Annotated in this window: 24 protein-coding genes; 18 read left to right on the top strand and 6 right to left on the bottom strand. The window is 34.9% G+C overall.

Going from position 1 to position 23,230, the window contains the following annotated elements; translation table 11 throughout:
* The first annotated feature begins 77 nt into the window (after positions 1–77).
* From recR to ftsY, 11 genes are all read left to right on the top strand, one after another.
* Positions 78–698, top strand: a complete 621-nt coding sequence (gene recR / locus MWU65_RS14320) for a recombination mediator RecR (RefSeq protein ID WP_247078981.1) — start codon at positions 78–80, stop codon at positions 696–698.
* Positions 699–795: 97 nt separating this feature from the next.
* On the top strand, positions 796–2,151 hold the full coding sequence (locus tag MWU65_RS14315; RefSeq protein ID WP_247078979.1) for a dihydrolipoamide acetyltransferase family protein: 1,356 nt from the start codon (positions 796–798) through the stop codon (positions 2,149–2,151).
* Between the two features lie 107 nt (positions 2,152–2,258).
* On the top strand, positions 2,259–3,035 hold the full coding sequence (locus MWU65_RS14310) for a 3'-5' exonuclease (protein ID WP_247078977.1): 777 nt from the start codon (positions 2,259–2,261) through the stop codon (positions 3,033–3,035).
* A 1-nt stretch (position 3,036) separates the two neighbouring features.
* Positions 3,037–3,948 (top strand): carboxypeptidase-like regulatory domain-containing protein, encoded by a 912-nt coding sequence (locus MWU65_RS14305; protein WP_247078976.1) that lies wholly within the window; start codon positions 3,037–3,039, stop codon positions 3,946–3,948.
* Positions 3,949–3,956: 8 nt separating this feature from the next.
* Positions 3,957–4,568 (top strand): fumarylacetoacetate hydrolase family protein, encoded by a 612-nt coding sequence (locus MWU65_RS14300; RefSeq protein ID WP_247078975.1) that lies wholly within the window; start codon positions 3,957–3,959, stop codon positions 4,566–4,568.
* Positions 4,569–4,907: an Hpt domain-containing protein gene (locus MWU65_RS14295; protein ID WP_247078973.1), complete on the top strand. Its 339-nt coding sequence runs from the start codon at positions 4,569–4,571 to the stop codon at positions 4,905–4,907. It abuts the gene before it with no gap.
* Entirely contained in the window at positions 4,907–6,154 is a 1,248-nt protein-coding gene (locus MWU65_RS14290; RefSeq protein ID WP_247078972.1) for a CinA family nicotinamide mononucleotide deamidase-related protein, read from the top strand. Before MWU65_RS14295 ends, MWU65_RS14290 begins: the two co-directional genes overlap by 1 nt.
* Positions 6,155–6,272: 118 nt before the next feature.
* Positions 6,273–6,509, top strand: a complete 237-nt coding sequence (gene rpmB / locus MWU65_RS14285) for a 50S ribosomal protein L28 (protein WP_247078967.1) — start codon at positions 6,273–6,275, stop codon at positions 6,507–6,509.
* Positions 6,510–6,529: 20 nt separating this feature from the next.
* A complete protein-coding gene (gene rpmG, locus MWU65_RS14280) occupies positions 6,530–6,712 on the top strand; it encodes a 50S ribosomal protein L33 (protein WP_024481505.1) in 183 nt (60 codons plus the stop codon).
* 42 nt (positions 6,713–6,754) lie between these two features.
* Positions 6,755–6,907: a DUF4295 domain-containing protein gene (locus MWU65_RS14275; RefSeq protein ID WP_072304899.1), complete on the top strand. Its 153-nt coding sequence runs from the start codon at positions 6,755–6,757 to the stop codon at positions 6,905–6,907.
* A 91-nt stretch (positions 6,908–6,998) separates the two neighbouring features.
* Entirely contained in the window at positions 6,999–7,961 is a 963-nt protein-coding gene (gene ftsY / locus MWU65_RS14270; RefSeq protein ID WP_247079057.1) for a signal recognition particle-docking protein FtsY, read from the top strand.
* An 81-nt stretch (positions 7,962–8,042) separates the two neighbouring features.
* Here the strand turns inward: ftsY and MWU65_RS14265 are convergent, their stop codons facing one another.
* On the bottom strand, positions 8,043–8,294 hold the full coding sequence (locus MWU65_RS14265; protein WP_247078965.1) for a DUF983 domain-containing protein: 252 nt from the start codon (positions 8,292–8,294) through the stop codon (positions 8,043–8,045).
* A 199-nt stretch (positions 8,295–8,493) separates the two neighbouring features.
* On the opposite strand from MWU65_RS14265, the gene MWU65_RS14260 reads away from it, so the two are divergent.
* Both MWU65_RS14260 and fabF read left to right on the top strand, forming a co-directional pair.
* Positions 8,494–9,369 (top strand): AraC family transcriptional regulator, encoded by an 876-nt coding sequence (locus tag MWU65_RS14260; protein ID WP_247078963.1) that lies wholly within the window; start codon positions 8,494–8,496, stop codon positions 9,367–9,369.
* 198 nt (positions 9,370–9,567) lie between these two features.
* Positions 9,568–10,809 (top strand): beta-ketoacyl-ACP synthase II, encoded by a 1,242-nt coding sequence (gene fabF / locus MWU65_RS14255; RefSeq protein ID WP_247078961.1) that lies wholly within the window; start codon positions 9,568–9,570, stop codon positions 10,807–10,809.
* A 128-nt stretch (positions 10,810–10,937) separates the two neighbouring features.
* Here fabF and MWU65_RS14250 read toward each other — a convergent pair whose 3' ends face one another.
* Positions 10,938–12,014, bottom strand: coding sequence for a serine hydrolase (locus MWU65_RS14250; protein ID WP_247078959.1), 1,077 nt, complete (start codon positions 12,012–12,014; stop codon positions 10,938–10,940).
* Between the two features lie 123 nt (positions 12,015–12,137).
* On the opposite strand from MWU65_RS14250, the gene rimO reads away from it, so the two are divergent.
* Both rimO and MWU65_RS14240 read left to right on the top strand, forming a co-directional pair.
* Entirely contained in the window at positions 12,138–13,445 is a 1,308-nt protein-coding gene (gene rimO / locus MWU65_RS14245; protein WP_247078957.1) for a 30S ribosomal protein S12 methylthiotransferase RimO, read from the top strand.
* Between the two features lie 189 nt (positions 13,446–13,634).
* Entirely contained in the window at positions 13,635–14,591 is a 957-nt protein-coding gene (locus tag MWU65_RS14240) for a sugar phosphate isomerase/epimerase (protein ID WP_247078955.1), read from the top strand.
* A gap of 52 nt (positions 14,592–14,643) precedes the next feature.
* On the opposite strand, the gene MWU65_RS14235 is transcribed toward MWU65_RS14240, so the two are convergent.
* From MWU65_RS14235 to MWU65_RS14220, 4 genes are all read right to left on the bottom strand, one after another.
* Entirely contained in the window at positions 14,644–15,876 is a 1,233-nt protein-coding gene (locus tag MWU65_RS14235; RefSeq protein ID WP_247078953.1) for a DUF3999 domain-containing protein, read from the bottom strand.
* On the bottom strand, positions 15,857–18,208 hold the full coding sequence (locus MWU65_RS14230) for a DUF2339 domain-containing protein (protein WP_247078951.1): 2,352 nt from the start codon (positions 18,206–18,208) through the stop codon (positions 15,857–15,859). Before MWU65_RS14230 ends, MWU65_RS14235 begins: the two co-directional genes overlap by 20 nt.
* A 177-nt stretch (positions 18,209–18,385) precedes the next feature.
* Entirely contained in the window at positions 18,386–19,528 is a 1,143-nt protein-coding gene (locus MWU65_RS14225) for a serine hydrolase (protein ID WP_247078949.1), read from the bottom strand.
* Positions 19,525–19,767 carry a hypothetical protein gene (locus MWU65_RS14220; RefSeq protein ID WP_247078947.1) on the bottom strand — a complete coding sequence of 81 codons (243 nt, stop codon included), beginning with the start codon at positions 19,765–19,767 and terminating at the stop codon, positions 19,525–19,527. The genes MWU65_RS14225 and MWU65_RS14220 overlap by 4 nt, the downstream gene beginning before the upstream one ends.
* 199 nt (positions 19,768–19,966) lie before the next feature.
* Here MWU65_RS14220 and MWU65_RS14215 point away from each other — a divergent pair, with 199 nt between their 5' ends.
* The 3 genes from MWU65_RS14215 to MWU65_RS14205 are packed head-to-tail and all read left to right on the top strand — an operon-like array spanning position 19,967 to position 23,228.
* Positions 19,967–20,851: a peptidyl-prolyl cis-trans isomerase gene (locus tag MWU65_RS14215; protein ID WP_247078945.1), complete on the top strand. Its 885-nt coding sequence runs from the start codon at positions 19,967–19,969 to the stop codon at positions 20,849–20,851.
* Positions 20,835–22,265 (top strand): peptidylprolyl isomerase, encoded by a 1,431-nt coding sequence (locus MWU65_RS14210; RefSeq protein ID WP_247078943.1) that lies wholly within the window; start codon positions 20,835–20,837, stop codon positions 22,263–22,265. The genes MWU65_RS14215 and MWU65_RS14210 overlap by 17 nt, the downstream gene beginning before the upstream one ends.
* 9 nt (positions 22,266–22,274) lie before the next feature.
* A complete protein-coding gene (locus MWU65_RS14205; protein ID WP_247078940.1) occupies positions 22,275–23,228 on the top strand; it encodes a MoxR family ATPase in 954 nt (317 codons plus the stop codon).
* Positions 23,229–23,230: the final 2 nt, after the last annotated feature.

Below are 23,230 nucleotides of genomic sequence, written 5' to 3'. Positions count from 1 at the left end.
AAAAATTATCATCATAGGCTAATATCCATCCGTTTAAACAAGAATAAAATTGTAATTTTGTAGTGAAAACTAAAGCAATGGAATTTTCTTCAAAATTATTGGAAAATGCAGTTTATGAAATTTCTCAGCTACCAGGAATTGGTAAGCGAACGGCATTACGGTTGGCATTACATTTGTTAAAGCAACCCAAAGATCAAACTACAGCCTTGGTTAGTTCGTTGGGGAAATTAAGAGAAGAAATAAAATTCTGTTCCAATTGTCATAATATATCGGACGTTCAATTGTGTGAGCTTTGCGCAAATCCAAAAAGAGATGAAAGTTTAGTTTGTGTTGTAGAAGATATAAGAGATGTAATGGCTATAGAGAATACAGGGCAATACAGAGGATTGTATCACGTTTTAGGAGGTAGGATATCTCCAATGGAAGGTGTAGGACCGCAAAACTTAACAATAAGTTCCTTGCTTACCAAAGCGAAAGAAGGAATTATAAAAGAGCTTATTTTTGCATTGAGCTCTACTATGGAAGGGGATACAACTAATTTTTATATTTACAAGCAGCTCGAGGGGGTGGTGATAAAAACGTCGACCATAGCACGTGGAATATCGGTAGGAGATGAATTGGAATATGCAGATGAAGTTACCTTAGGAAGGAGTATTATAAACAGGGTTTCTTTTGAGAATTCTTTAAAAATAGGATAGTTTGTGTCTTAAAAATTACAATAAATGTAATTAAATGACATTTTAATTATTAGTTTTGCAAACTAAAGTGTAAAAATTGCTTTTATAATATAGTGATATGTCAAAATTTGAATTAAAATTACCTCAAATGGGGGAAAGTGTTGCAGAGGCAACATTGACTACTTGGTTAAAAGAAGTAGGTGATACCATAGAAATGGATGAGGCTGTTTTTGAAATAGCTACGGATAAGGTGGACTCTGAAGTTCCTTCTGAAGTGGAAGGGGTGTTAGTAGAAAAGCTTTTTAATGTAGATGATATAGTGCAAATAGGGCAAACTGTGGCTATTATAGAAATTTCAGGTGAAGAAGAGAGTAGGACGGTTTTAGAAGAAGAAAAAACAAGTGTTATTTCGGAGGAAGCTATTGTTGAACCCGAGGCCATCGATGAAATAGAGAATGCTGTTGCATTGGCAAAGGAAACCGTTGCTACACCTCAAGATTTTGGCGATACCGATAAATTTTATTCTCCCTTGGTAAAAAATATAGCCAAACAGGAAGGAATAACAGTAGCGGAATTGGATTCAATTAAAGGGACAGGTAATGAAGATAGGGTAACCAAAAACGATATTCTTGCCTATGTTGAAAATAGAACTTCAGCAAGTAAAGCTACTGCGGCTACCGAAGAAAAAGTAGCGTCAGTTCCAACGCCACAACCAGCACCTCAAAAGGTAGAAAAGCCCAAAACAACTCCAACTGCAATTGCTAATGGTGATGAGGTAATTCCGCTTTCTAGAATGGGTAAACTCATAGCGCACCATATGGTGTCTAGTGTTTCAACGGCTGCACATGTGCAAAGTTTTATAGAAGTAGATGTTACCAATGTGGTGAATTGGAGGAATAAAATGAAAGATTCTTTTCAAAAACGAGAAGGAGAGAAACTTACATTTACCCCGATATTTATGGAGGCTGTTGCCAAAGCATTGAAAAGCTTCCCAATGATTAATGTCTCGGTAGATGGGGATACAATAATTAAGAAAAAAAATATTAATATAGGTATGGCTGCTGCCTTGCCCGACGGTAATTTAATTGTGCCTGTGATAAAGAATGCAGATCAATTAAATTTGGTAGGTATGGCCAAGGTGGTAAATGATTTGGCGGGCAGGTCTAGAAACAATGCATTAAAGCCAGAAGAAATTCAAGGAGGTACCTATACGGTGACCAATGTTGGAACATTTGGAAGTGTATTTGGAACGCCTATTATCAATCAGCCGCAGGTTGCAATATTGGCATTAGGTGCCATTCGTAAAGTACCCGCTGTAATAGAAACAAAAGATGGTGACTTTATAGGGGTACGTTCAAAAATGTTTTTATCTCATAGTTATGATCACCGTGTCGTAAATGGTGCTTTAGGAGGTATGTTTATAAAAGCTGTTGCAGATTATCTTGAAGCTTGGGATGTAAACAGAGAAGTGTAATCGTTATTTTTATACTGTAAATATTATTTTTTGTTAAGCATTTTTTTTCTTTCTTCAAGGATGTTAAAAATTGGTATCTTTCTATAATTTGTAATTAAATAAGGTAAATGGAATTAAAATTAACACGACCTATTTGTTTTTTTGATTTAGAAACAACTGGGATTAATGTGGCTAAGGATAGAGTGGTAGAGATTTCCATTTTAAAAGTATATCCAAACGGTAATAAAGAAAGTAAAACGTGGTTGGTGAATCCAGAAATGCATATTTCTGACGAGGTAATTGCTGTACATGGAATTACCAACGAGAAAGTAGCCAATGAACCAACCTTTAAGGAGTTGTCTAAAGAAATTTATGCAATGATAAAAGACTGCGATTTGGGGGGCTATAACTCGGATAGGTTTGATATTCCTCTTTTAGCAGAAGAGATGCTAAGAGCTGAGGTAGATTTTGATATGAAAAATACGGTGTCAGTAGATGTGCAAACTATTTTTCATAAAATGGAAAAAAGAACGCTAGAAGCTGCTTATAAGTTTTATTGTGATAAAGATTTGACCAACGCACATAGTGCTGCGGCAGATACAAACGCAACCTTTGAGGTTTTAAAATCTCAGCTAGACCGCTATCCAGAATTAGAAAACGATATTAAAAAACTGTCAGAGTTTACAACACGCAGAAAGTTTGTAGATTTTGCTGGTTTTATAAGTTTGGACAAGGATGGTGATCCGGCCTTTTCTTTTGGGAAACACAAAGGAAAAAAAGTTGATCGGGTGCTAGAAGAAGAACCAGGGTATTTTGGGTGGATTCTAAATGCGGATTTTCCCCTATATACCAAAAAAGTCCTCACGCAAATAAAGCTAAGTAAACTAAATAATAAGTTGAGTTAAAATGAAATTTGTTTTTGTATTTCTTGTTTGTGTACTTAAAATAGGTGCTCAAGAAGTATTATTGGATGGCACTATTTATGACCACGAGACAAAAAGGCCTATCCCATTTGTACATGTCAGTATTTTAAACACCTTAAAAGGAGCAACTACAGATGAAAAGGGTTACTTTTTTATGGATGTTCCAGCTACTTATCTGGAAAAGAATGTACAGCTTTCAACCTTAGGGTATGCCGATACCGTTGTAGCGTTAAATGAGGTAATTGGCGAGAAGCCGTTTGGTATGGTTAAAGACCACCAAACCATAGATAACATTGTAGTGGGTAAACCGTCGGGAGAATTAGAGGTGTTGCATGCTATTGCTAGCTCTGATTTGGAAGGTGGGATTTCATCAGCGACTGCGCCTAGGATTTTAGCTACCTATTTTCCCAATACAGATCCTAAAAGAAAATATATAAACAAGGTTACGGTTTTTTTAAAAAAAGAAGGGAATTTAAAAAGGCCTGTGTCTAAATTTAGAATAAGGGTGTATGATGTAGATACCCTATCTCAGAAACCAGCAAAGGATCTATTGCATAAAAGCACGGTGTTGGATGTGGTGGCAGAAAGTGATTTTGTTACTGTAGATTTATCTGATTTTAATATTGAAATGCCTAGTCATGGGGTTTATATTGGTTTAGAGTGGTTGTTTGTGCCCTATAATTGGTATGCTGTTAAAGGGAAACATCCAGTAGATCATAAATTAACGATAGAAAATGGTTTTGCACCTAGTTTTGGAGGAATTAACAATAAAAACCAAAATACTAAAGTTATGGTTTATGAGATGGGAGCGTGGGTAGATTTTCAAGAAACCTTGAAAAAGAATGAGCAGGCCCTTATACCAGCAGTTAGTCTAAGTTTGTTTAAAGAAAAATAATACAAAGTATGAAAATAATCTGCATAGGTCGTAATTATACAGCTCATATTAAAGAGCTAGAAAATGAGCGCCCTACTGATCCTGTGGTTTTTATAAAACCGGATTCTTCAGTTTTACCTAAGGAACAGGATTTTTATATTCCAGAATTTTCAGACAACATTCATTATGAAGTTGAGGTTTTGGTAAAAATAAAAAAGGTTGGGAAGCATATTGATAAAAAGTTTGCGGCCAATTATTATGATGAAATAGGCCTAGGAATTGATTTTACTGCACGGGACCTACAATCGGAATTAAAAGAAAAAGGCTTGCCATGGGAAAAAGCAAAAGGTTTTGATGGGGCTGCAGTACTCGGGAAATGGGTGGCAAAAAGTAATTTTAAAACAGTAGATAATATTAATTTTTCGCTTTTAAAAAATAATGAGGTGGTACAAAAAGGGAACACGGGTCTAATGCTTTGGAAGATTGATGAGTTAATCGCATACGTGTCTCAATTTTTCACCTTAAAAAAAGGGGATGTTATTTTTACGGGGACACCAGCCGGTGTAGGAAAGGTAGTTGTTAATGATTATCTTTGTGGTGTATTGGAGAATGAAGAAATGTTTACTTTAAATATAAAATAAATGATTTATAGTCTTGATAAATTAAATGAAATGGCTGATGGAGATCAGGATTTTATCAATTCGGTTGTTTCAGTTTTTTTGGATGAAGTTCCAGCAGATTTGGAATTGTTAGAAAAAGCAATAGCGGAAAATGATTATGAATCTACCTATCAATTAGCGCATAAAATAAAGCCGAATGTGGATTTATTGGGGATGGAACAGACGAGAGCTGCTGCCTACGAGATAGAAACATTAGGGAAACAAGAAGGAGATTTTGCTAAAATTGAAGAAACTTTTAATTTACTGAAGTTAGATATTCATCAGGTAATTTCTGAGTTGAAAATTGATTTTAGCTTGTAATGTTTGCAGAAATAATAACAATAGGCGATGAGTTACTCATAGGTCAGATTGTAGATACAAATTCTGCCTTTATAGGGAAAGAATTAAATAAAATAGGGGTTTCTGTCTATCAAATCACTTCCATACAAGATTGTAAGCAGCATATTCTTAGGGCGCTTAAAGATGCTGCAAAAAGGGCAGATATTGTCTTGATAACTGGAGGATTAGGGCCCACAAAAGACGATGTTACCAAACATGCACTTTGTGAATATTTTAAGGACACCTTGGTTATGGATGTTGGGGTATTACAACATGTAGAGGCACTTTTTAAAAACTACTCAGACAAACCAATTTCAGAAATTAATAGGCAGCAAGCTATGGTTTTAACCAGGGCTACGGTCTTACACAATATCAAAGGCACAGCTCCTGGAATGTGGATCACAGACGGGGATACTGTTTTTGTTTCTATGCCTGGAGTTCCTTTTGAGATGAAATACTTAATTGAGGCTGAGGTTGTACCGCGTATCATTTCAACCTTTAAAAGACCTTTTATAGAACATAAAACATTTGTGACCTACGGGGTGGGAGAGAGTGCCTTAGCCGAACGTATAGAAGCTTGGGAAGATCAATTGCCTTCTATGATAAAACTGGCCTATTTACCCAGTTTAGGATGTGTTAGGTTGCGCTTGTCTGCAAAAAGCACCAATAAGGAGTTGTTGGAACGAACGATGGCTACAGAAGCTGCTAAGCTGATGGGGTTAATTGGTGATATTACGTTTGAAGAGGATGGAGAAGGGAAATTAGAGGTCGTTATCGGTAATTTACTGACACAAAAGAAAATGACACTTGCAACTGCAGAAAGTTTTACGGGCGGTAAAATATCAGAATTGTTAACGGCCAATCCTGGTGCATCACACTATTTTAAGGGAAGCATAGTTAGCTATGCTACGGAGACAAAAATAAATGTACTTGGAGTTTCGGAACAACTGATCAAAAAACATTCGGTTGTAAGTGAAGAGGTGGTTTTAGCGATGGCTAAAAATGTAAAAAAATTGCTTAAAACCGATTTTGCAATTGCTACAACAGGCAACGCAGGACCTGCAAAAGGTGATTCTGATGCAGAAGTGGGTACTGTTTTTATTGGAATAGCCACCCCAGCCCATGTATTTGCAATAAAATTACAACAAGGAAGTCAGCGAGAAAGAATTGTGGATAGGTCTGTAAATAAGGCGTTTGAACTGTTGTATAAGGAGATTTTAAAATATTGACAGATGGCGGTTTGTTAATATTGAAAATAAAATGCAAAAATTGATGAAAAGAATTTTGTACGCCCAAAAAAAAGATATAAATTTGCACCCTGTTTAAAATAACACAAAATCGATTATAATGTCAAAAGTTTGTGAAATCACCGGAAAGAAAGCAATGTTTGGAAATAACGTGTCTTTCTCTATTAATAAGACAAGAAGAAGGTTTGATGTAAATCTTTCCAAAAAACGTTTTTACATTCCAGAGGAGGATCGTTGGATTACTTTGAAAGTATCTGCAAGAGCGCTTAAGAGTATCAACAAAAAAGGAATCTCCGCAGTTATTAAGGAGGCTAAAGCAAAAGGGACAATTAAGTAATCCCAATAAATTGAATTACGATGGCAAAAAAAGGTAACAGAATACAGGTTATTTTAGAATGTACTGAGCATAAGGAATCTGGTCAACCAGGAACTTCTAGGTATATTACCACTAAAAATAAGAAAAACACTCCAGACAGGATTGAGTTAAAGAAATTCAACCCAATCTTGAAGAAGATGACAGTTCATAAAGAAATAAAATAATTAAAGATTTTTCCTGTATAGGAAATTGATAAACTAAAAGTTATGGCAAAGAAGACAGTAGCAAGTTTACAGACCAGCTCAAAGCGATTAACAAAAGCCATTAAAATGGTGAAGTCTCCTAAATCAGGTGCTTACACATTTGTGGAATCTGTTATGGCTCCAGAATTAGTAAGCGAATGGTTGGCTAAAAAATAAGAATCAAAATTAATTTTGGTTGAAAAAGCTACTTTCTGTTGAAAGTGGCTTTTTTTATTTTTATATCTTTGATGAAATAGCGGAACACAAAATGAGTTTATTTAAAAATATATTTTCTTCTAAAAAGAAAGAAACTTTAGACAAGGGTTTAGAGAAAAGTAAAACGAGCTTTTTTTCTAAATTAAGCAAGGCTGTTGCCGGCAAGACCAAAGTAGATGATGATGTCCTTGATAATTTGGAGGAGGTCTTGGTAACTTCGGATGTTGGGGTAGAGACTACCTTAAAAATCATAGATCGTATAGAGGCACGGGTATCCAAGGATAAATATTTGGGTACGGAAGAATTGAATGTAATTCTGCGTGAAGAAATTGCAGGACTTTTGGCTGTTACTAATGTTGGTGAAGAAACGGAGTTTACAATTCCTAAAGGGGTAAAACCCTATGTTATTATGGTTGTAGGTGTTAATGGTGTTGGAAAAACTACTACCATAGGTAAAATGGCATATCAGTTTAAAAAGCAAGGGTTAAAAGTTGTATTAGGTGCTGCAGATACCTTTAGAGCCGCGGCAATTGACCAGTTGCAAGTATGGGCAGACCGGGTAGAAATTCCTTTGGTAAAACAAAAAATGGGTAGTGATCCTGCATCTGTTGCTTTTGATACCTTGAGTTCTGCAGTTACACAAGGTGCAGATGTTGTTATTATAGATACCGCTGGGCGTTTGCATAATAAAGTGAACCTCATGAATGAGCTTACCAAGATAAAACGAGTAATGCATAAAGTGGTAGAAGATACTCCACATGATGTGATGCTGGTTTTGGATGGCTCTACAGGGCAAAATGCTTTTGAGCAAGCAAAACAGTTTACAAAAGCTACTGAGGTAACCTCTTTGGCAGTTACAAAATTAGACGGCACTGCAAAAGGCGGGGTTGTCATTGGAATATCAGATCAGTTTAAAATTCCTGTAAAATATATCGGTATAGGTGAAGGTATAGAAGACTTACAGGTTTTTAATAAATATGAGTTTGTAGATTCTTTCTTTAATCTAAAAAAGTAGCTCCTTATCACTAAGGGTTTTTTTGTAGAAAGTTATTGGTTTCTTTCTATAAATAATAATAGGACTGGTTAGGGATCTTGATTAAGTCGGCTTGTAAAAAAGGTATATCCATATGGTTCTGGCTAATTTGTAATTTTTAATACTCAAAAGAACGGAAACGACGATTACGCCAAGGAAGGTTGTAAGTAAGGATGCCTTAAAAATAAAGAAGGAGAGTATGGAGAAAATAGTTATTTCCGCCACTGTTAAACCGTAACTAACATACATTGCACCAAAGAAAAAACCAGTTTCAATTTCATACTTGTAGTTGCAATTTTCACACCTTTCATTCATTTTAGGAATTTGAAGTAGAAACAAATTACCCTTAGAATTAAAGATGTTGTTTTTTTTACATTTTGGACATTTGTACCTAATAATATCTAAAAATTGCATAATAATGACTTTTATTTAATGACAAATTTAATGGATTGCTTTAGTTTGTTACTCGTGTAATTAACTCCATTTTTTGTACTTTTAGGACATATTAAAGATTATGCAGTTTATTCCTGTTTTAAACATTTCCCAATTTGAGCAAGACATACCAAGGTCTAGTTTTTATGCCAATGACCTAGAAAGCCATTTGTTTAAAAACAAGGATTTTTTTCACAGACCACATAGGCATGACTTTTACTTATGTGTGTTGTTTACGAAGGGTACGGGAGTACATGAAATAGATTTTAATACATACAATGTGAAACCAGGTAGCGTATTTTTTTTACAACCTGGGCAAACCCATTATTGGACCTTTGCCACAATTCCAGAGGGTTATATTTTTTTTCATACTCAGGATTTTTATGAACTTCATTTTTCAAAAAGTAAATTGGAACAATTTCCTTTTTTTCATTCCTATAAAAACACCCCATCACTCAGACTTATAGAAAATGAAATACAAGAAGTAGCTTCCGTTTTTAAAACTATTAAAAAAGAATACCAGAATAATCTTCTTTATAGAAAGCAAAAGATAGCAAGTCTCATAAACACTGTCTATGTGGATTTAGCACGATATTATAGTAGTTTGGATCTTATAAGTAAAACCACTTCTGTTTCATATGTTGAAAAGCTTAATGATTTAGAAAAAACTATTGAATCAAATTATAAAACAGAAAAGTCTGTAAAATTTTATGCAGACAAGTTGCACATGTCGCCAAAGCACTTAAACCGGATTAGTAAAACTACGGTAGATAAAACAACTACTGAATTAATTACTGAACGGGTTGTTTTAGAATCTAAGCGCCTTATAGTACATTCTGATAATTCTTTGGCTACAATAGCCGAACTTTTAGGGTATCAAGATTACGCCTATTTCTCTAAGGTTTTCAAGAAAAGCACCAATAACACGCCCTTGGAATTTAAAAAAAGGTATCGGTAATTGCTGCAGTAAACATTTTTTTTTTTTTTGAGCTACGATATTCTTTTGGTTTGTTCGGTTAAAATCTTGCTATTATTTTTAATAGAAAAATGACTTAAATGGTGCGCAATCAGTAACCGTTTACAAACAAGTTTTAGTAAATTTGCCTATGGAATAGTAAATTTAAGTTGGCAGCAATATATCAGTTATAAAATACATATGAAAAGAGTAGTCGTTACAGGGTTGGGAGCATTAACACCTATTGGAAATTCGGTAAATGAGTTTTGGGAGAATGCTGTAAAAGGGAAAAGTGGTACATTAGAAATCACCAAATTTGATACTTCCCTTTTCAAGACAAAGTTTGCTGCAGAGCTTAAAAATTTTAGCCCTGAAAAATACTTAGACCGCAATCAAATTAAAAGAAGCGATCCGTTTACGCAATATGCCCTTTACGCTGTAACCGAGGCTATGGAAGATAGCGGCTTGGATATAGCCTCCTTATCTCCTTTTGATATTGGTGTTGTTTGGGGAACGGGACAAGGTGGAATGAAAACTTTTGAAGAAGAGGTTAAGAATTATACTGAAGGTGGCAAAAACCCACGTTTTAATCCTTTCTTTATTCCTAAATTACTTTCAAATATGGCATCGGGAATGATAGCGATGAAATTTGGATTGATGGGTATAAACTACACGGCGGTTTCTGCTTGTGCATCTTCTAGTTCTGCTATTATGGATGCCTTTAACTATATCCGCTTAAACAAGGCTAAAGTTATGGTAACTGGCGGATCCGAAGCGCCAATAACAGAAGCTTCTATAGGTGGTTTTAATGCAATGAAAGCACTATCTACCCGTAATGATGATCCGCAAGGGGCATCTAGACCGTTCGACGCGGATAGAGATGGCTTTGTAATGGGAGAAGGAGCTGGGGCTTTAATTCTTGAAGAGTACGAACATGCAAAGGCACGTGGCGCAAAAATTTATGCAGAAATAGTAGGTGCAGCTATGACCGATGATGCCTACCATATTTCGGCAACCCACCCAGAAGGAATAGGTGCTATTAAAGCGATGGAGTTGGCTATGGAAGAAGCTGGGATAACATCGGACCAAATTAATTATTTAAATACCCATGCAACCTCTACGCCCGTTGGTGATATCAGTGAAATTAAAGCGGTGTCAACAACCTTTAATCATCAGTTTAAAAATTTAAAAATAAGTGCAACTAAATCCATGACGGGGCACTTGCTTGGTGCTGCCGGAGCAATAGAAGCTATTGTTGCTATTAAGGCGATAGAAAATAATACCATACCGCCAACCATTAATACAACTACAATAGACCCATTGATTCCATCAGCAATGCCCATAGTTATAAAAGAAGCTGCCAATCATAAAGTAAATATTGCAATGAGTAATACCTTTGGTTTTGGCGGGCATAATGCGACTACTATTTTTAAAAGTGTTTAGAATATTGGCGGTACCATTTTGTTTGGGTAAACTATCACAATGTTTACTAATAGAGTGGTTTCGGTAAATTGTAAATACCCCTTTTTTATTAGTTTTAAAACAGTAACAATTTCAAATCATAACAAATATTAATTTAGCACATCATTCAGCTTTAACCACAGTTCATTGTCAAAATTAGATAAGGCAAAATTGTCGCCGTCGGCTGCATTTCCCATTCTTATGATTACGAGATTCTTGCTGGGTACTATATAGATTTTTTGGTCGTTTTTACCTAAGGCTGCATACATATCTTTTGGAGCATCGGGTATCAGGTTACCGTTAAATTGCATTTGACTTTGAGGTAAATGGTAGTTTTCTTTTCCGTTTAACCACCATAAATATCCATAGGCTAAATTTATATTTTGTGAGGTATTGGTAGCTTCAGTTAAAAATTGTTTCGGAATTATTTGGGTATCCTCCCACTTGCCGTTGGCTGCCATCAATAATCCAAAACGGGCCATACTTCTTGTGGTACTCCAATAAACGCTAAGGTCGTTAATTGTTGTCCAGTTTCCTGTCATTCCAATTTTGTCCCTCAACTTAGAATTAAAGTAGGCAGACCAACTCTGATTGCTGGTTAGTGCTACCACATCTTGCATTTTTACATAGACATTGTGGTAGGCCCATCGAGTGCCTGCATCAGCCCTGTATTGTAGGTTTTCTGGTGCGATACCGTCTCCTTGGCTATCATCCAGGCCAGAAGTCATAGATAATAGGTTTTTACAAGTGATTAAATTTTCCTGATCCAAGGTGGCACTTGTCCACCCCGTTCCCAAATAGTCTGACACTTTTGTATTTAGGTTTAGCAGGCCTTCGTCTTGAGCAATGCCGGCTATTGCAGTTGTTAATGTTTTTCCTGCACTAGCCCAATACCAAATTTTTTGTGCAGAATGCTCATTCATATAATGTTCTATAGCAATTTTACCGTTGTATAAGACTACAAAGCCCTTTGTGTTTTTAGCATCTAAAAAGTCGAGCAAAGGTTGTAATTTATCTTCATTCCATCCTAACTGGGCTAAGGAATTTGTTTCCCAGGTGTCAGCATCTAAAGGAGGAAAATACAAGGCATCGGTTTCTGGAACATCATCCGGAGTATCAGTATCCGTTGAACAACCAAAACAACTTAAGAATAGTATTAAAATAGGGGCAAAATGAAGGACTTTCATAATTAGGGTTTAACAATTAGAATGTATTCTGTTTAAATGGTTTAACGTAAAAATCATAAAATTAGTTCTTCATAGGTGTCATTACTTAATCAAGTTGTATTTTTGCAGCCAATTTTAAAGCTTATGCGCACAAAATCACTAAAAACGAATAAAATCAATGTTGTAACTTTGGGCTGTTCCAAAAATGTGTACGATTCAGAAGTACTTATGGGGCAACTAAAAGCCAATGGAAAGGAAGTAGTTCATGAAGAAGAGGGTAACATTGTTGTTATAAATACCTGTGGTTTTATTGCCAACGCTAAAGAAGAGAGTATCAATACAATTTTAGATTTTGTACAGAAAAAGGAAGCTGGCGAGGTAGATAAGGTTTTTGTAACAGGTTGTTTAAGCGAACGTTATAAGCCCGATTTGCAAAAGGAAATTCCAAATGTTGATGAGTATTTTGGTACAAGTCAATTGCCCAGCCTGTTAAAGGCTTTAGAAGCGGATTATAAGCATGAATTAATAGGTGAGCGTTTAACAACGACTCCAAAAAACTATGCGTATTTAAAAATTGCAGAAGGTTGTGATAGACCTTGTTCTTTTTGTGCCATACCCATTATGCGTGGTAAGCATAAGAGCACCCCTATTGAAGCGTTGGTAACTGAGGCCGAAAAATTGGCAGCCAAAGGCGTTAAGGAACTTATTCTTATAGCGCAAGATCTAACCTATTACGGTCTTGATATTTATAAAAAGAGAAATTTAGCAGAGCTTTTAGAAGCTTTGGTAAAGGTAGAAGGCATTGAGTGGATCCGTTTGCATTATGCATTTCCAACTGGTTTTCCAATGGATGTTTTAGATCTTATGAACAAAGAGCCTAAAATATGCAACTATTTAGATATTCCCTTACAGCATATTGCCGATGCTATTTTAAAAAGTATGCGTCGCGGTACTACCCAAGCCAAAACCACAAAGTTATTACAAGATTTTAGGGCCACTGTTCCGGATATGACGATTAGAACAACTTTAATTGTTGGGTACCCTGGAGAAACGGAAGAAGATTTTGAAACCTTAAAAGATTGGGTTACAGCGATGCGTTTTGAGCGTTTGGGTTGTTTTACGTATAGTCATGAAGAAAATACACATGCCTATAATTTAGAAGATAATGTTCCAGAAGAGGTAAAGCAAGATCGAGCGAACCAAATAATGGAAATTCAATCTCAGATTTCGTGGGAATTGAATCAAGAAAAAATTGGTCAAACTTTTAAGTGTATTATCGATCGTAAAGAAGGAAATTACTTTGTTGGGCGTACCGAGTTTGATTCTCCAGATGTTGACAATGAAGTTTTAATAGATGCCACTAAATTCTATTTAAAACAAGGTGAATTTACATCCATAAAAATAACGGAGGCTGCTGACTTTGATTTGTATGGTGAGCCAGTTGAAAAATAATTAAATATACTGATTTAACATACTCTTTTGCATCCAAAAGATCAAAAGCGTGTGTTATTGTGTTCTTGTGACTTTTACAGAATTGTAGTTAATTGATTGTTAATCAATCTGTTAGTTGGGTTGTATTTAATGTAGGCCACTAGATTTCTTTTTTATAACTTTAGTCTGTTGCTAAACAAACTAAAAAAAATGGATAGAAGAAAATTTATATCTGGTGCTACAGCTACTGCACTGCTTACGGCATCTTGTAAAGGAAGTATTTCTACAAAGATTGAGGAACCTGCGACTTCAAAAGAAAAACGCTATCAAAATGGGAAAAGCCCGTGGCCCATTTGTTTGGATACGGCTACCATACGCCCTGTAAAAGGATTGGATAAAAAGGTTGATATTGCCATTGCTGCGGGCTATGATGCCATAGAGCCTTGGGATAGTGATCTTATGGAGTATGAAAAAAATGGGGGCGATCTTAAAAAGTTAGGAAAAAGAATTAGAGATGCGGGTTTGTTTGTACCCAGTATGATTGGTTTGTGGGGGTGCATCCCTAAAAATGAAGAAGAATTTCAGGCATCATTACCCGCGACCAGAAACCGCTTTCGAATGGCTTCTGAAATAGGGTGTACTTATGCACAAGCCATTCCTAATAAGGTGGGGGAAGACTATGATCATGCATTTGTGGTTTCTTGTTATGCTAGATTGTTAGCGATTGGCATTGGTGAATACAATGTAATTCCTGCCTTAGTATTTGTAAAAATGTTTCCGTTAAAAACGATGGGGCAGGCGGTAGGTGTTGCATTAGATACCAATCATTCACAGGCAAAAATTATTCCAGATGTATACCATATGTATATTTCTGAAGTAGGGTTTAATGGTATGAAATTGTTAAATGGTGCTATTTTTGCTATTTTTCAATTTAATGACGCTCCTAAAGATATGGATATTAAAATGATGGAAGATAAGCACAGGGTATTTCCAGGAGACGGAATATTGCCACTTCCAGAAATTTTAAAAGACTTAAAAAGTATTGGGTATAAAGGCTGTGTTTCTTTAGAAATGTATAATCCGGAGTACTATAAGGAAGATATGTTAGAAATTGCCAAAATAGGCTTACAAAAAACGATAGACGTAATTGTTAAGGCTGAAGTTTAATATCATTTCTAAAATGTAATTGACAGTTTAGTTAAGAAGATCTTTGTTTTTGCTATTTTTTTGTTAGCATCTTATAGGAAAACCAGCCAATTACTAGGAGCAAGATACCCATAACAGCCCATAGCCATATTTCACTTTTAAATAGTGGTTGGGGTGCAATTTTCTCATTTTTAATTATTTTTTGAGACTCCCCTAATGAAAGTTTGCTAATAGTGTCGGGCATTTTAAGGTTGAGTTTTGCAATATCATAGCTCGGTGCATATGCTTCCTTATTGCCATAGGTGAGGTAATAGGTTGCTGGTGTTGTAAAACGAGCTATAAGTTGAAATCTGTACCCTTTTGCATTGATGCCTGTTATTTGCAGGGGTTCATTGTCAAAATTAGAAATGGTAATTCTTAAATTTTTTGCAAAGGTATTTTTAAATGTAAAAGTATTCTTTTCAATGGACGTTAATGTGCCATAACTAAGTGTTTTGTAATTGTATTTAAAACCTTTTTCAGTTTTTACACTATCTACTAATTCTTCAATTTGTATGGGTCGGTAATAATCTATCTTGTCGTTTACTTTTATAGTTATTTGATGGGTTGGGGCTTTTTTTTCTAAGGCTATATGTACTATGGTTTGTTTGGTCTTTTTATTGTTATCCGTAGTAAACGATTTAAGTTTACGGTCGGTTATATTGGCTGTTGTTTGTTGCTGATATTCTAGGGTAGCTTTTTTTAAAGTAGGTTCTAAATCGCTCTTAATACCAATTCTAAAATAGGTGTATTCTACGGGTGAAAAAGTAAGATCAGTAAAGTTATAGTTGGTTCTGCTGTTCTTTATAGCTACTATCCTATAGTCATTGTAAATGGTAAACCAGTCTTTTTGGTTGTGACTGCCTTGAAGAAGAACTCTCCAGTCAAAATTGTCCTCTTCAAAATCTAAATTTATATGGTTTACGGCATCTTTAGATGGTATTTTTAATGAAAAAAACGAGACTCCATCTTTAGAGCTTGCATTAATTAATTGGTATTCTATCGTTTTGGTTTGTAGTTGAGGTGCTGTATAATTTAAAATATAGGGAGCTTCAATGGTGTCATTTTTCGCCGTGATGCCATAAATACGAATATCGCTTAAACTTTCTAAGGTGTTTAAAAAAACAGTATTCGGTAGCGTAATGCTGTGCCATGTGTCAGTGATATTGGCGAGTTTAATTTGATAGTCATAATTGTGCATTTGACCATAAGAGGTGGTTGCTAATAACAACAATAAAAAGCTTGTTTTATTCAGTTTTTGTCTCATCAAAAATTTTGTTTTTGTACTTGTTGTATAAAAATGAAACTCCTAGAATTAATAGCCCTAAAATTACAAGGACAAGAGTTTTTGATATTGTATTTAAAGAAGCTAAATCTAAAAAGAATAGTTTTACAATGGTGATTCCAAAGAGTATGATGCCTCCAATGCGGATATATTTTATCTTTTTCCAAATCCCTTTGGCTACTAAAAAGAAAGAGTATAAACCCCATAAAATAGAGAGCTCTAGTCCGTAGGTTTGTTCTGCTCCAGATAGGTCTATCCAATGTATTAGTTCACTGCTAAGTATCCATAATGTGGTTATATTTAATACGATAGAAAATGGAATTTTAAAATTAATACGCATAAAACCTTGTTTGCTATGGCTGTAGATGGCATATATTAAAAGACCCACAAAAAGATACAATACATATCGTAAACCTAAATAGTAAATACCGGCATTGTAATATTCAGATGGGTGCAGGTAACTGTCTCTTAAATCACTAAGGATAAACAATCCAAGCGTTAAAGAAATAAAGAGAATTAATATACTAAAGCTTATAACGCCAATTCCCAATACGTTGTTTTTGATTTTTTTAATATTAAGGAAACTTATTAGGCTTAGAAAGAATAAGGTGTAAACAATTAGCCATATAATTTTAAAATGGCTTAGGTCATAATTAACGGGGTTTGCATATAAATTTGTTTTGTCAATTACAATGGTAGATTTTACTAAAATAAGATTCCAGTAATGTATTATTTCCACAAATAGACTAACATAGGTAAGTAGTATTAAAAGGCTGGGAATACTATAAAATAGAGCACTTTTTTTGTTAGCGTTGTGTTTTATGTTTATACGGTATATAAAATATAGGGCAAGGATGCACAATACAGAACTCAATAAGTTGATGTTAAGGATTGGAGTTAAGTGGTTTTCTAATTCTTTTGTGCCGTAATAGTTTTCTTGTAATAGGTAAGCTCCCCAATCTTGAGTAAGGCTAATTAAGGCTAACGCAAGTAATGGGTATGATAGTTTTTTAAGTATAGGAGCATCTTTGGTTGTGCCTATCCAGAAAAGCAAGGCTGATATACCCACCCATAAGAGGGTTACGTAGTTACCATCCAATTGTACAGGGACAGCTATGGTGATAAACACAAATACCATCCCTAAAATAAAATAGAGAAGTTTGTTGTTGGCTAACTTTTGTTTGTACAAAATAGTTCCTGCACAAAAATGTAATAATGCGTTGGCGGCAGTGAATACACCAAGGTACCCTTGGTAGTCTACATTGTTATCTAATAAAAAGAAACCAAAACCAAAAAACAGAAAGGAGTTTGCTAGTAAAATTAATATAGAACTTGCACTAAAGGCTTTATTCTTCATGATTTTATTTACAATGAAAGTAGTGTAGAATATCAAAAAGAAAACAAAGAGGAATAAAAAAGCAAGAGAAAAATGTTCGGATTTAAAGCTTGTTAAAAACCAAGAAGCATAGATAAGCCAAGTAAAGCAAAAGGCAGAGTAAAACAAGCCCTTCCAGTCTTTTTTAAATGATAATACCAAGATGCCAATATTAATGATAGACATATAACAAAACAAAATACCTATTTGCCCAGAACCATTGCTGAGTAAAAAAGGAACGGCATATGCACCAACTAGGCCAATATGTGCAATAGCTTGCTTGTTGTAATGTACGGCGGCAATAACGGCAAAGACGGTTAGAACTACCATAATACCAAAAGCGGGTAACTGTGGAAAAATGGAGTAAAAACTATAGGCTGCAAACGTTATAAAGTATAATATTGTTATGGCCCCACTCACTAAAACAGCGCTATAGCTTGTGTATTTTTCTTTTAATTTAATGCCAAATCCAAGTACGGTTAAGCCCGTTAAGTAACCAATAATTATTCTTGTCAGCGGACTAATTAAGTCATTTTCGATAGAGTATTTGGCTCCTATGGCAACTCCAAATACAAGAATAATGATACCTATTTTATTGAGTAAGTTTTCACCAATAAACTTTTCAATATTCGATTTTTGCTTTGGTAATACGGTGTTGTTAGCTTTGGGCATAACAGGTTCTATAGGTTCTGGATTGTGAACCTTAGGAGTTTCTTTTGCAATTTCTTGTATAGGCTGGGTAGTAGAGCTATCCTGATCTGTTTTTGGCTGTTTAATAGCGTCTTGTATGTTAGCAGTTTGCTTAGGGATTCCCTCTTTTTTTAAGCGCTCAATTTCCTTGTGCAGTATCATTAACTCCTTGGCAAAATGCTCTTGTTTGCTCAGGAGAATTTCAAATTGCTTGGTTAAATTGTTTAAATATTCTTGGTTGTTGGTCATAAGTTGGGGTCCTAGATGAGCGATTGGTTTTTGTACACCTGCAATATTGTTATCCTTTTATGTTGTAAACACCCTGTGCTACCAGCCATCCTATTTCATGATTAAATACTATTTTAGGCTGCATATGGGTTGTATAATATAACATTGGTACGCACTAATTATTGTGGAATACGATGTTTAGTTCTGCTTTTGTTTTCGGTTGTAATTATAAATCTCTCTCCCTAATTGGGCTAAAAACGGAATACCAATTTCGTCATATTCATAGATATTGTCATTAAATACACCATTTTTATTTACTAGGATGGTGGCTGTTAACATAAATTGCACCTTGTTTTCTAGGTCTTCAATATAGGCGCAATCTGTAAGGGTGCCATAAGCAGAGCCAATTTTGTTGTATATTTTAATAGTGCTGGGTATAGGGTCTTTTGAGTCGCCATACATAAAGAATTTCACATAACTATCATGATACAAAGTTTTAGGGTAACCAGCGTCTTTAGGTAATAATTGCATGGCATTTTTTAAAAACTCCAATTGCCCATTTGTTAGTTTAAACTGTTGTGTTTCTGTGAATGAGTCTGGGAAAATAATACGTTGTAGAACTTGTTGTTGTGCTGTAATTGGGTAGTGATTTTTTAAACTAAAATCAAACGGATGGTCTACGATAAAACCTTCATCCATATACCCAATGCCCTTCTTTAAATTCTCGATTTTTAAAGGCTTTAGGGGGTTGTTAATTATAGCTGTGTTACTGAAGGTAGTGCTGTCGTTTAAATAGATAATCAAAGGTTTTGTGGTGATATCATTGGCATTGGCTGTAGATAGCCGATGAACTATACTAACGCCTTCTATCCCTTTTTCTATAAGCTTTTTATGGATATATTCTTGACCTAAAAATTCAAATAGCCTGTTGTAAGCCTCATTGTCGCTTACAGCAAATATTTTAATAATTTCTTTGGCAAATGTCGTTGTTAAAGTATCGCCTTCTATAAAAAAAGAAGTGTCCTTGCTTAAAGAGTTAGTCTCGTTTAATTTTTCCAAAGCAAGGATCGCAATGGGTAATTTAACACTACTGGCGGGATAAAAATAATGTTCAGGAGCAACATTTATATCGTAATTAACAAAGCGATACGCCTCGTTTGTTTTGTTAATTTCTGTATATCTAATTTGTACTTCGTAATTAGCAACACTATCCATTACCTGACGTATGGCCGGATGTGTAGAAGCAAGGGCCGTTTTTAAAGGATTATTGGAAGTGGTTGTTCTTTCTTTGCAGGAAAAAAACAAAAGAAAGAAACATATAAGCGTTAAAAGATACTTCATTCCGCAGTATATAATTCACCTCTATGAGGTTTTAAGGCATCTCTTACAGGAATCATTTCAGTTTCTTCAACTACAAGATATGCAATACTGTGCATATCATTTAATGCTCTAAAGCCCGTAATATTCAATTTTAGGTTCTCGGACACAATAAATTCTTTCAAGTGAATTTCGTGGTGTTCCGCCGTTTTCTCTGCAGCAGGGCCTCTAAAATCCCAGATCAATTTTATCTTTTTACTCATCGCTTTTTCATATAAAACAGTAAATCTAATATTTCTATAATTAATAAGGCTATTGGGTTTCCAATTATCGGGTAAAAGAATCAATCAAGAGCAAAAAAAGGAGATTATTTTTACAATTTAATATTAAAAAGTGTTAATCCTTTATAATAAATCTTGTACTGCCGCTTCTAATTGTTATTTTTGCGAGATACGCAATTTTATGCTACGTACAGAAAGGTTAATTTATGCATTGGTAATACTGCTATTTGGAATGCTAACACTAGGCTCCTGTGAAGGAATTTTTGTGAAGGATACCGACCAAGTGCCTATTGCTAGAGTTGGAGAGAGCTATTTGTATAAAGAGGATATAGCCGACTTGGTTGGTACAAAGACCTCCAAAGAAGATAGTATCCTTTTAACAACTAGTTTTATTAATAATTGGGCCTCTAAACAATTGTTAATGTCTAAATCCAGGGTAAACCTTTCCGAAGAGCAATTAGCTGAGTTTGATAGGTTGGTGAAGAATTATAAAACAGATTTATATACCGGAGCCTATAAGGAAGCGTTGGTGCAAAAGACGCAAGATACTGTAATCAGTGAGGCCGAGTTGTTAGCATTTTATGAAAGAGAAAAGGAAAATTTTAAGTTAAATGAGAAACTTTTAAGACTTCGATATGTAGAATTACCCCCTCAGTTTTTAAACAAATCTGCTGTAATTGAGAAATTAAAAGATTTTGAGGAAAAAGACCGGATCTACCTTGATTCTATAAGTGTTCAGTTTCGGAAGTTGAATTTTAATGATTCTGTATGGGTAGAAGCCTCAAGATTAATAAATGAAGTGCCGCCCTTAACCGATGATAATCAGCATTTATACTTAAAAAAATCACAATTTTTTGAATTGCAAGACTCATTAGGGGTATATTTGACAAAGGTGGTTGATGTGTTAGAGCGAAATGATATTGCTCCACTAGCACATATAAGTCCAACAATAAAGCGGGTGCTGTTAAATAGAAGACGCTTAAATTTTTTAAAGAATTTAGAAGTAGATATTATAGATGAAGCTATTAAAAATAAGGAATTTGAAATATATGAAAAACAAGAATAAGATTGTTGCTATTGTAGTTATGTTGCTACTCGTTAGCCCATTTACGAGTCAGGCAATGGAAGCAGCTTTTGCCATGCAAGAAGATGTGGTGGAGACGGTAAAGGATACAACCAAAACAGATTTTAAAAGAGTAAAGTTAGACGGTGTTGCAGCTGTTGTTGGTGATTATGTAATATTAGAATCAGATATAGAAAAGACTTTAATTGATTTGCGTAGCCAGGGGGTTTCTGAAGATGATGTTAATAGATGTAGTCTTTTGGGGAAACTAATGGAAGATCGTTTGTATGCCCACCAGGCTGTTCAAGATAGTTTGTTGGTTGCTGATGATGAGGTAAACGCTTATAGTGAAAGACAAATTCAAGGTTTAATAGGGCAGATTGGTTCTATGGATAAGCTGCTTGCTTTCTACAAAAAAGAATCTCAGGAAGCATTAAGAGAAGACCTTTTTAAGATTAATAAGCTAAGAATGTTGTCTGAAAAAATGCAGCAAGATATTATTACGGAGATAGAAATAACTCCGGAAGAAGTGCGACAGTTTTTTAAGGAAATACCTAAAGATCAAAGACCTGTTTTTGGAACACAGTTAGAGATTGCTCAAATTGTAAAGCAACCAAAGGCAAGCGAAGAAGAAAAGCAAAAAGTAATAGATAAGTTGCTAAAAATTAGATCCGATGTTTTAGAGAATGGTTCTAGTTTTAAGATTAAAGCCATTATATCATCTGAGGATGAAGGGTCTAGGTCTAGTGGTGGTTTTTATAGCATTACTAAAGAAACAGGATTTGTAAAAGAATTTAAGGATGTAGCCTTTAGTCTTAAAGAAGGGGAGGTTTCTGAACCTTTTGAGACAACTTTTGGGTATCATATCATCTTTTTAGAGAAAGTTAGAGGAGTTGAAAGAGATATTAGACACATACTTTTAACGCCAAAAGTTTCCGATGAAGCATTAAAAGCAGCAAGAGAAGAATTGGAGGAAATTCGTCAAAAAATTATTGACAAAGAATTTACTTTTGCAGAAGCAGCACTTAATTTTTCAGATCAAAAAGAAACGAAATTTGAAGGAGGACAGTTGAGAAATCCTAAAGATTTTGGAACTAAGTTTGAACTTACAGATATGGATTCTAAAGTGTACAACCAAATTAGAAATATTAAGGATAATGAAATTTCAAATCCTATTCTAGAAACAGAAGAAAGAGGAGGAGCTCAGAAGTACAAGATTATGAAAATCACCAATCGGTACGATGAGCACGAAGCAGATTTTGCACAGGATTACGTAAAGATTCAAGAATTGGCTTTGACACAGAAAAAAATTGAGGCTATTCAAAAATGGATGAAAAAGCATATAGAAGACACCTATGTTAGTGTAAATAGAGACAACCAAGATTGTGAGTTTACCAACAACTGGTATAAAGAGTAGGTAAGATATATGTCAGATGTAACTGCTATTCAAAATTTAGTAAAAAAACACCAAGCCTTAAAACAAGAGATTGCCAAAGTGATTGTTGGGCAAGATGTTGTTATAGATCAGATACTGTTATCAATATACACCGGAGGGCATTCCTTGTTAGTAGGTGTTCCCGGCTTGGCAAAAACCTTAATGGTAAATACCATAGCACAAACCTTAGGGCTAAATTTTAAAAGAATACAGTTTACGCCAGACCTAATGCCTAGCGATATTTTAGGGAGTGAAATACTAGATCAGAATAGAAATTTTAAATTTATTAAAGGGCCTATTTTTTCTAATATTATATTGGCAGATGAAATTAATAGAACACCACCTAAAACACAGGCAGCCCTATTAGAAGCCATGCAAGAAAGAGCAGTAACCATTGCTGGTAATCATTACAAATTAGAGCTCCCTTATTTTGTATTAGCTACTCAAAATCCAATAGAACAAGAAGGGACGTATCCGCTACCAGAGGCTCAGTTAGATCGGTTTATGTTTGCTATTGAATTAAAATACCCTACTATTGAAGAAGAAATCCAGGTAGTGAAGCTAACTACATCCGATAATGATGTACAGGTGAACGCTTTGTTTAACGCAGAAGAAATAGTTGCCGTACAGCATTTGGTACGCAGAATACCGGTACCAGATAATGTAGTTGAATATGCGGTTAAATTAGTGAACAGTACCCGTCCTAATTTAAATACGGCATCAGATTATATAAAACAATATGTAGATTGGGGAGCAGGCCCAAGAGCATCACAAAATCTTGTATTAGGAGCAAAAGCACATGCCGCTGTAAATGGTAAATTTTCTCCAGATATTGAAGATGTAAAGGCGGTTGCCCAGGGAATTTTACGACACAGAATTATAAAAAATTATAAAGCAGAAGCAGAGGGGATTTCAGAAGAGGATATTGTGAAGAAAATAATATAAGA

Source organism: Cellulophaga sp. F20128 (genome assembly GCF_023015805.1).
Taxonomy (GTDB): domain Bacteria; phylum Bacteroidota; class Bacteroidia; order Flavobacteriales; family Flavobacteriaceae; genus Cellulophaga.
The sequence above is the reverse complement of the archived record's forward strand: the minus strand, read 5'-3'. Positions and strand labels throughout refer to the sequence as shown.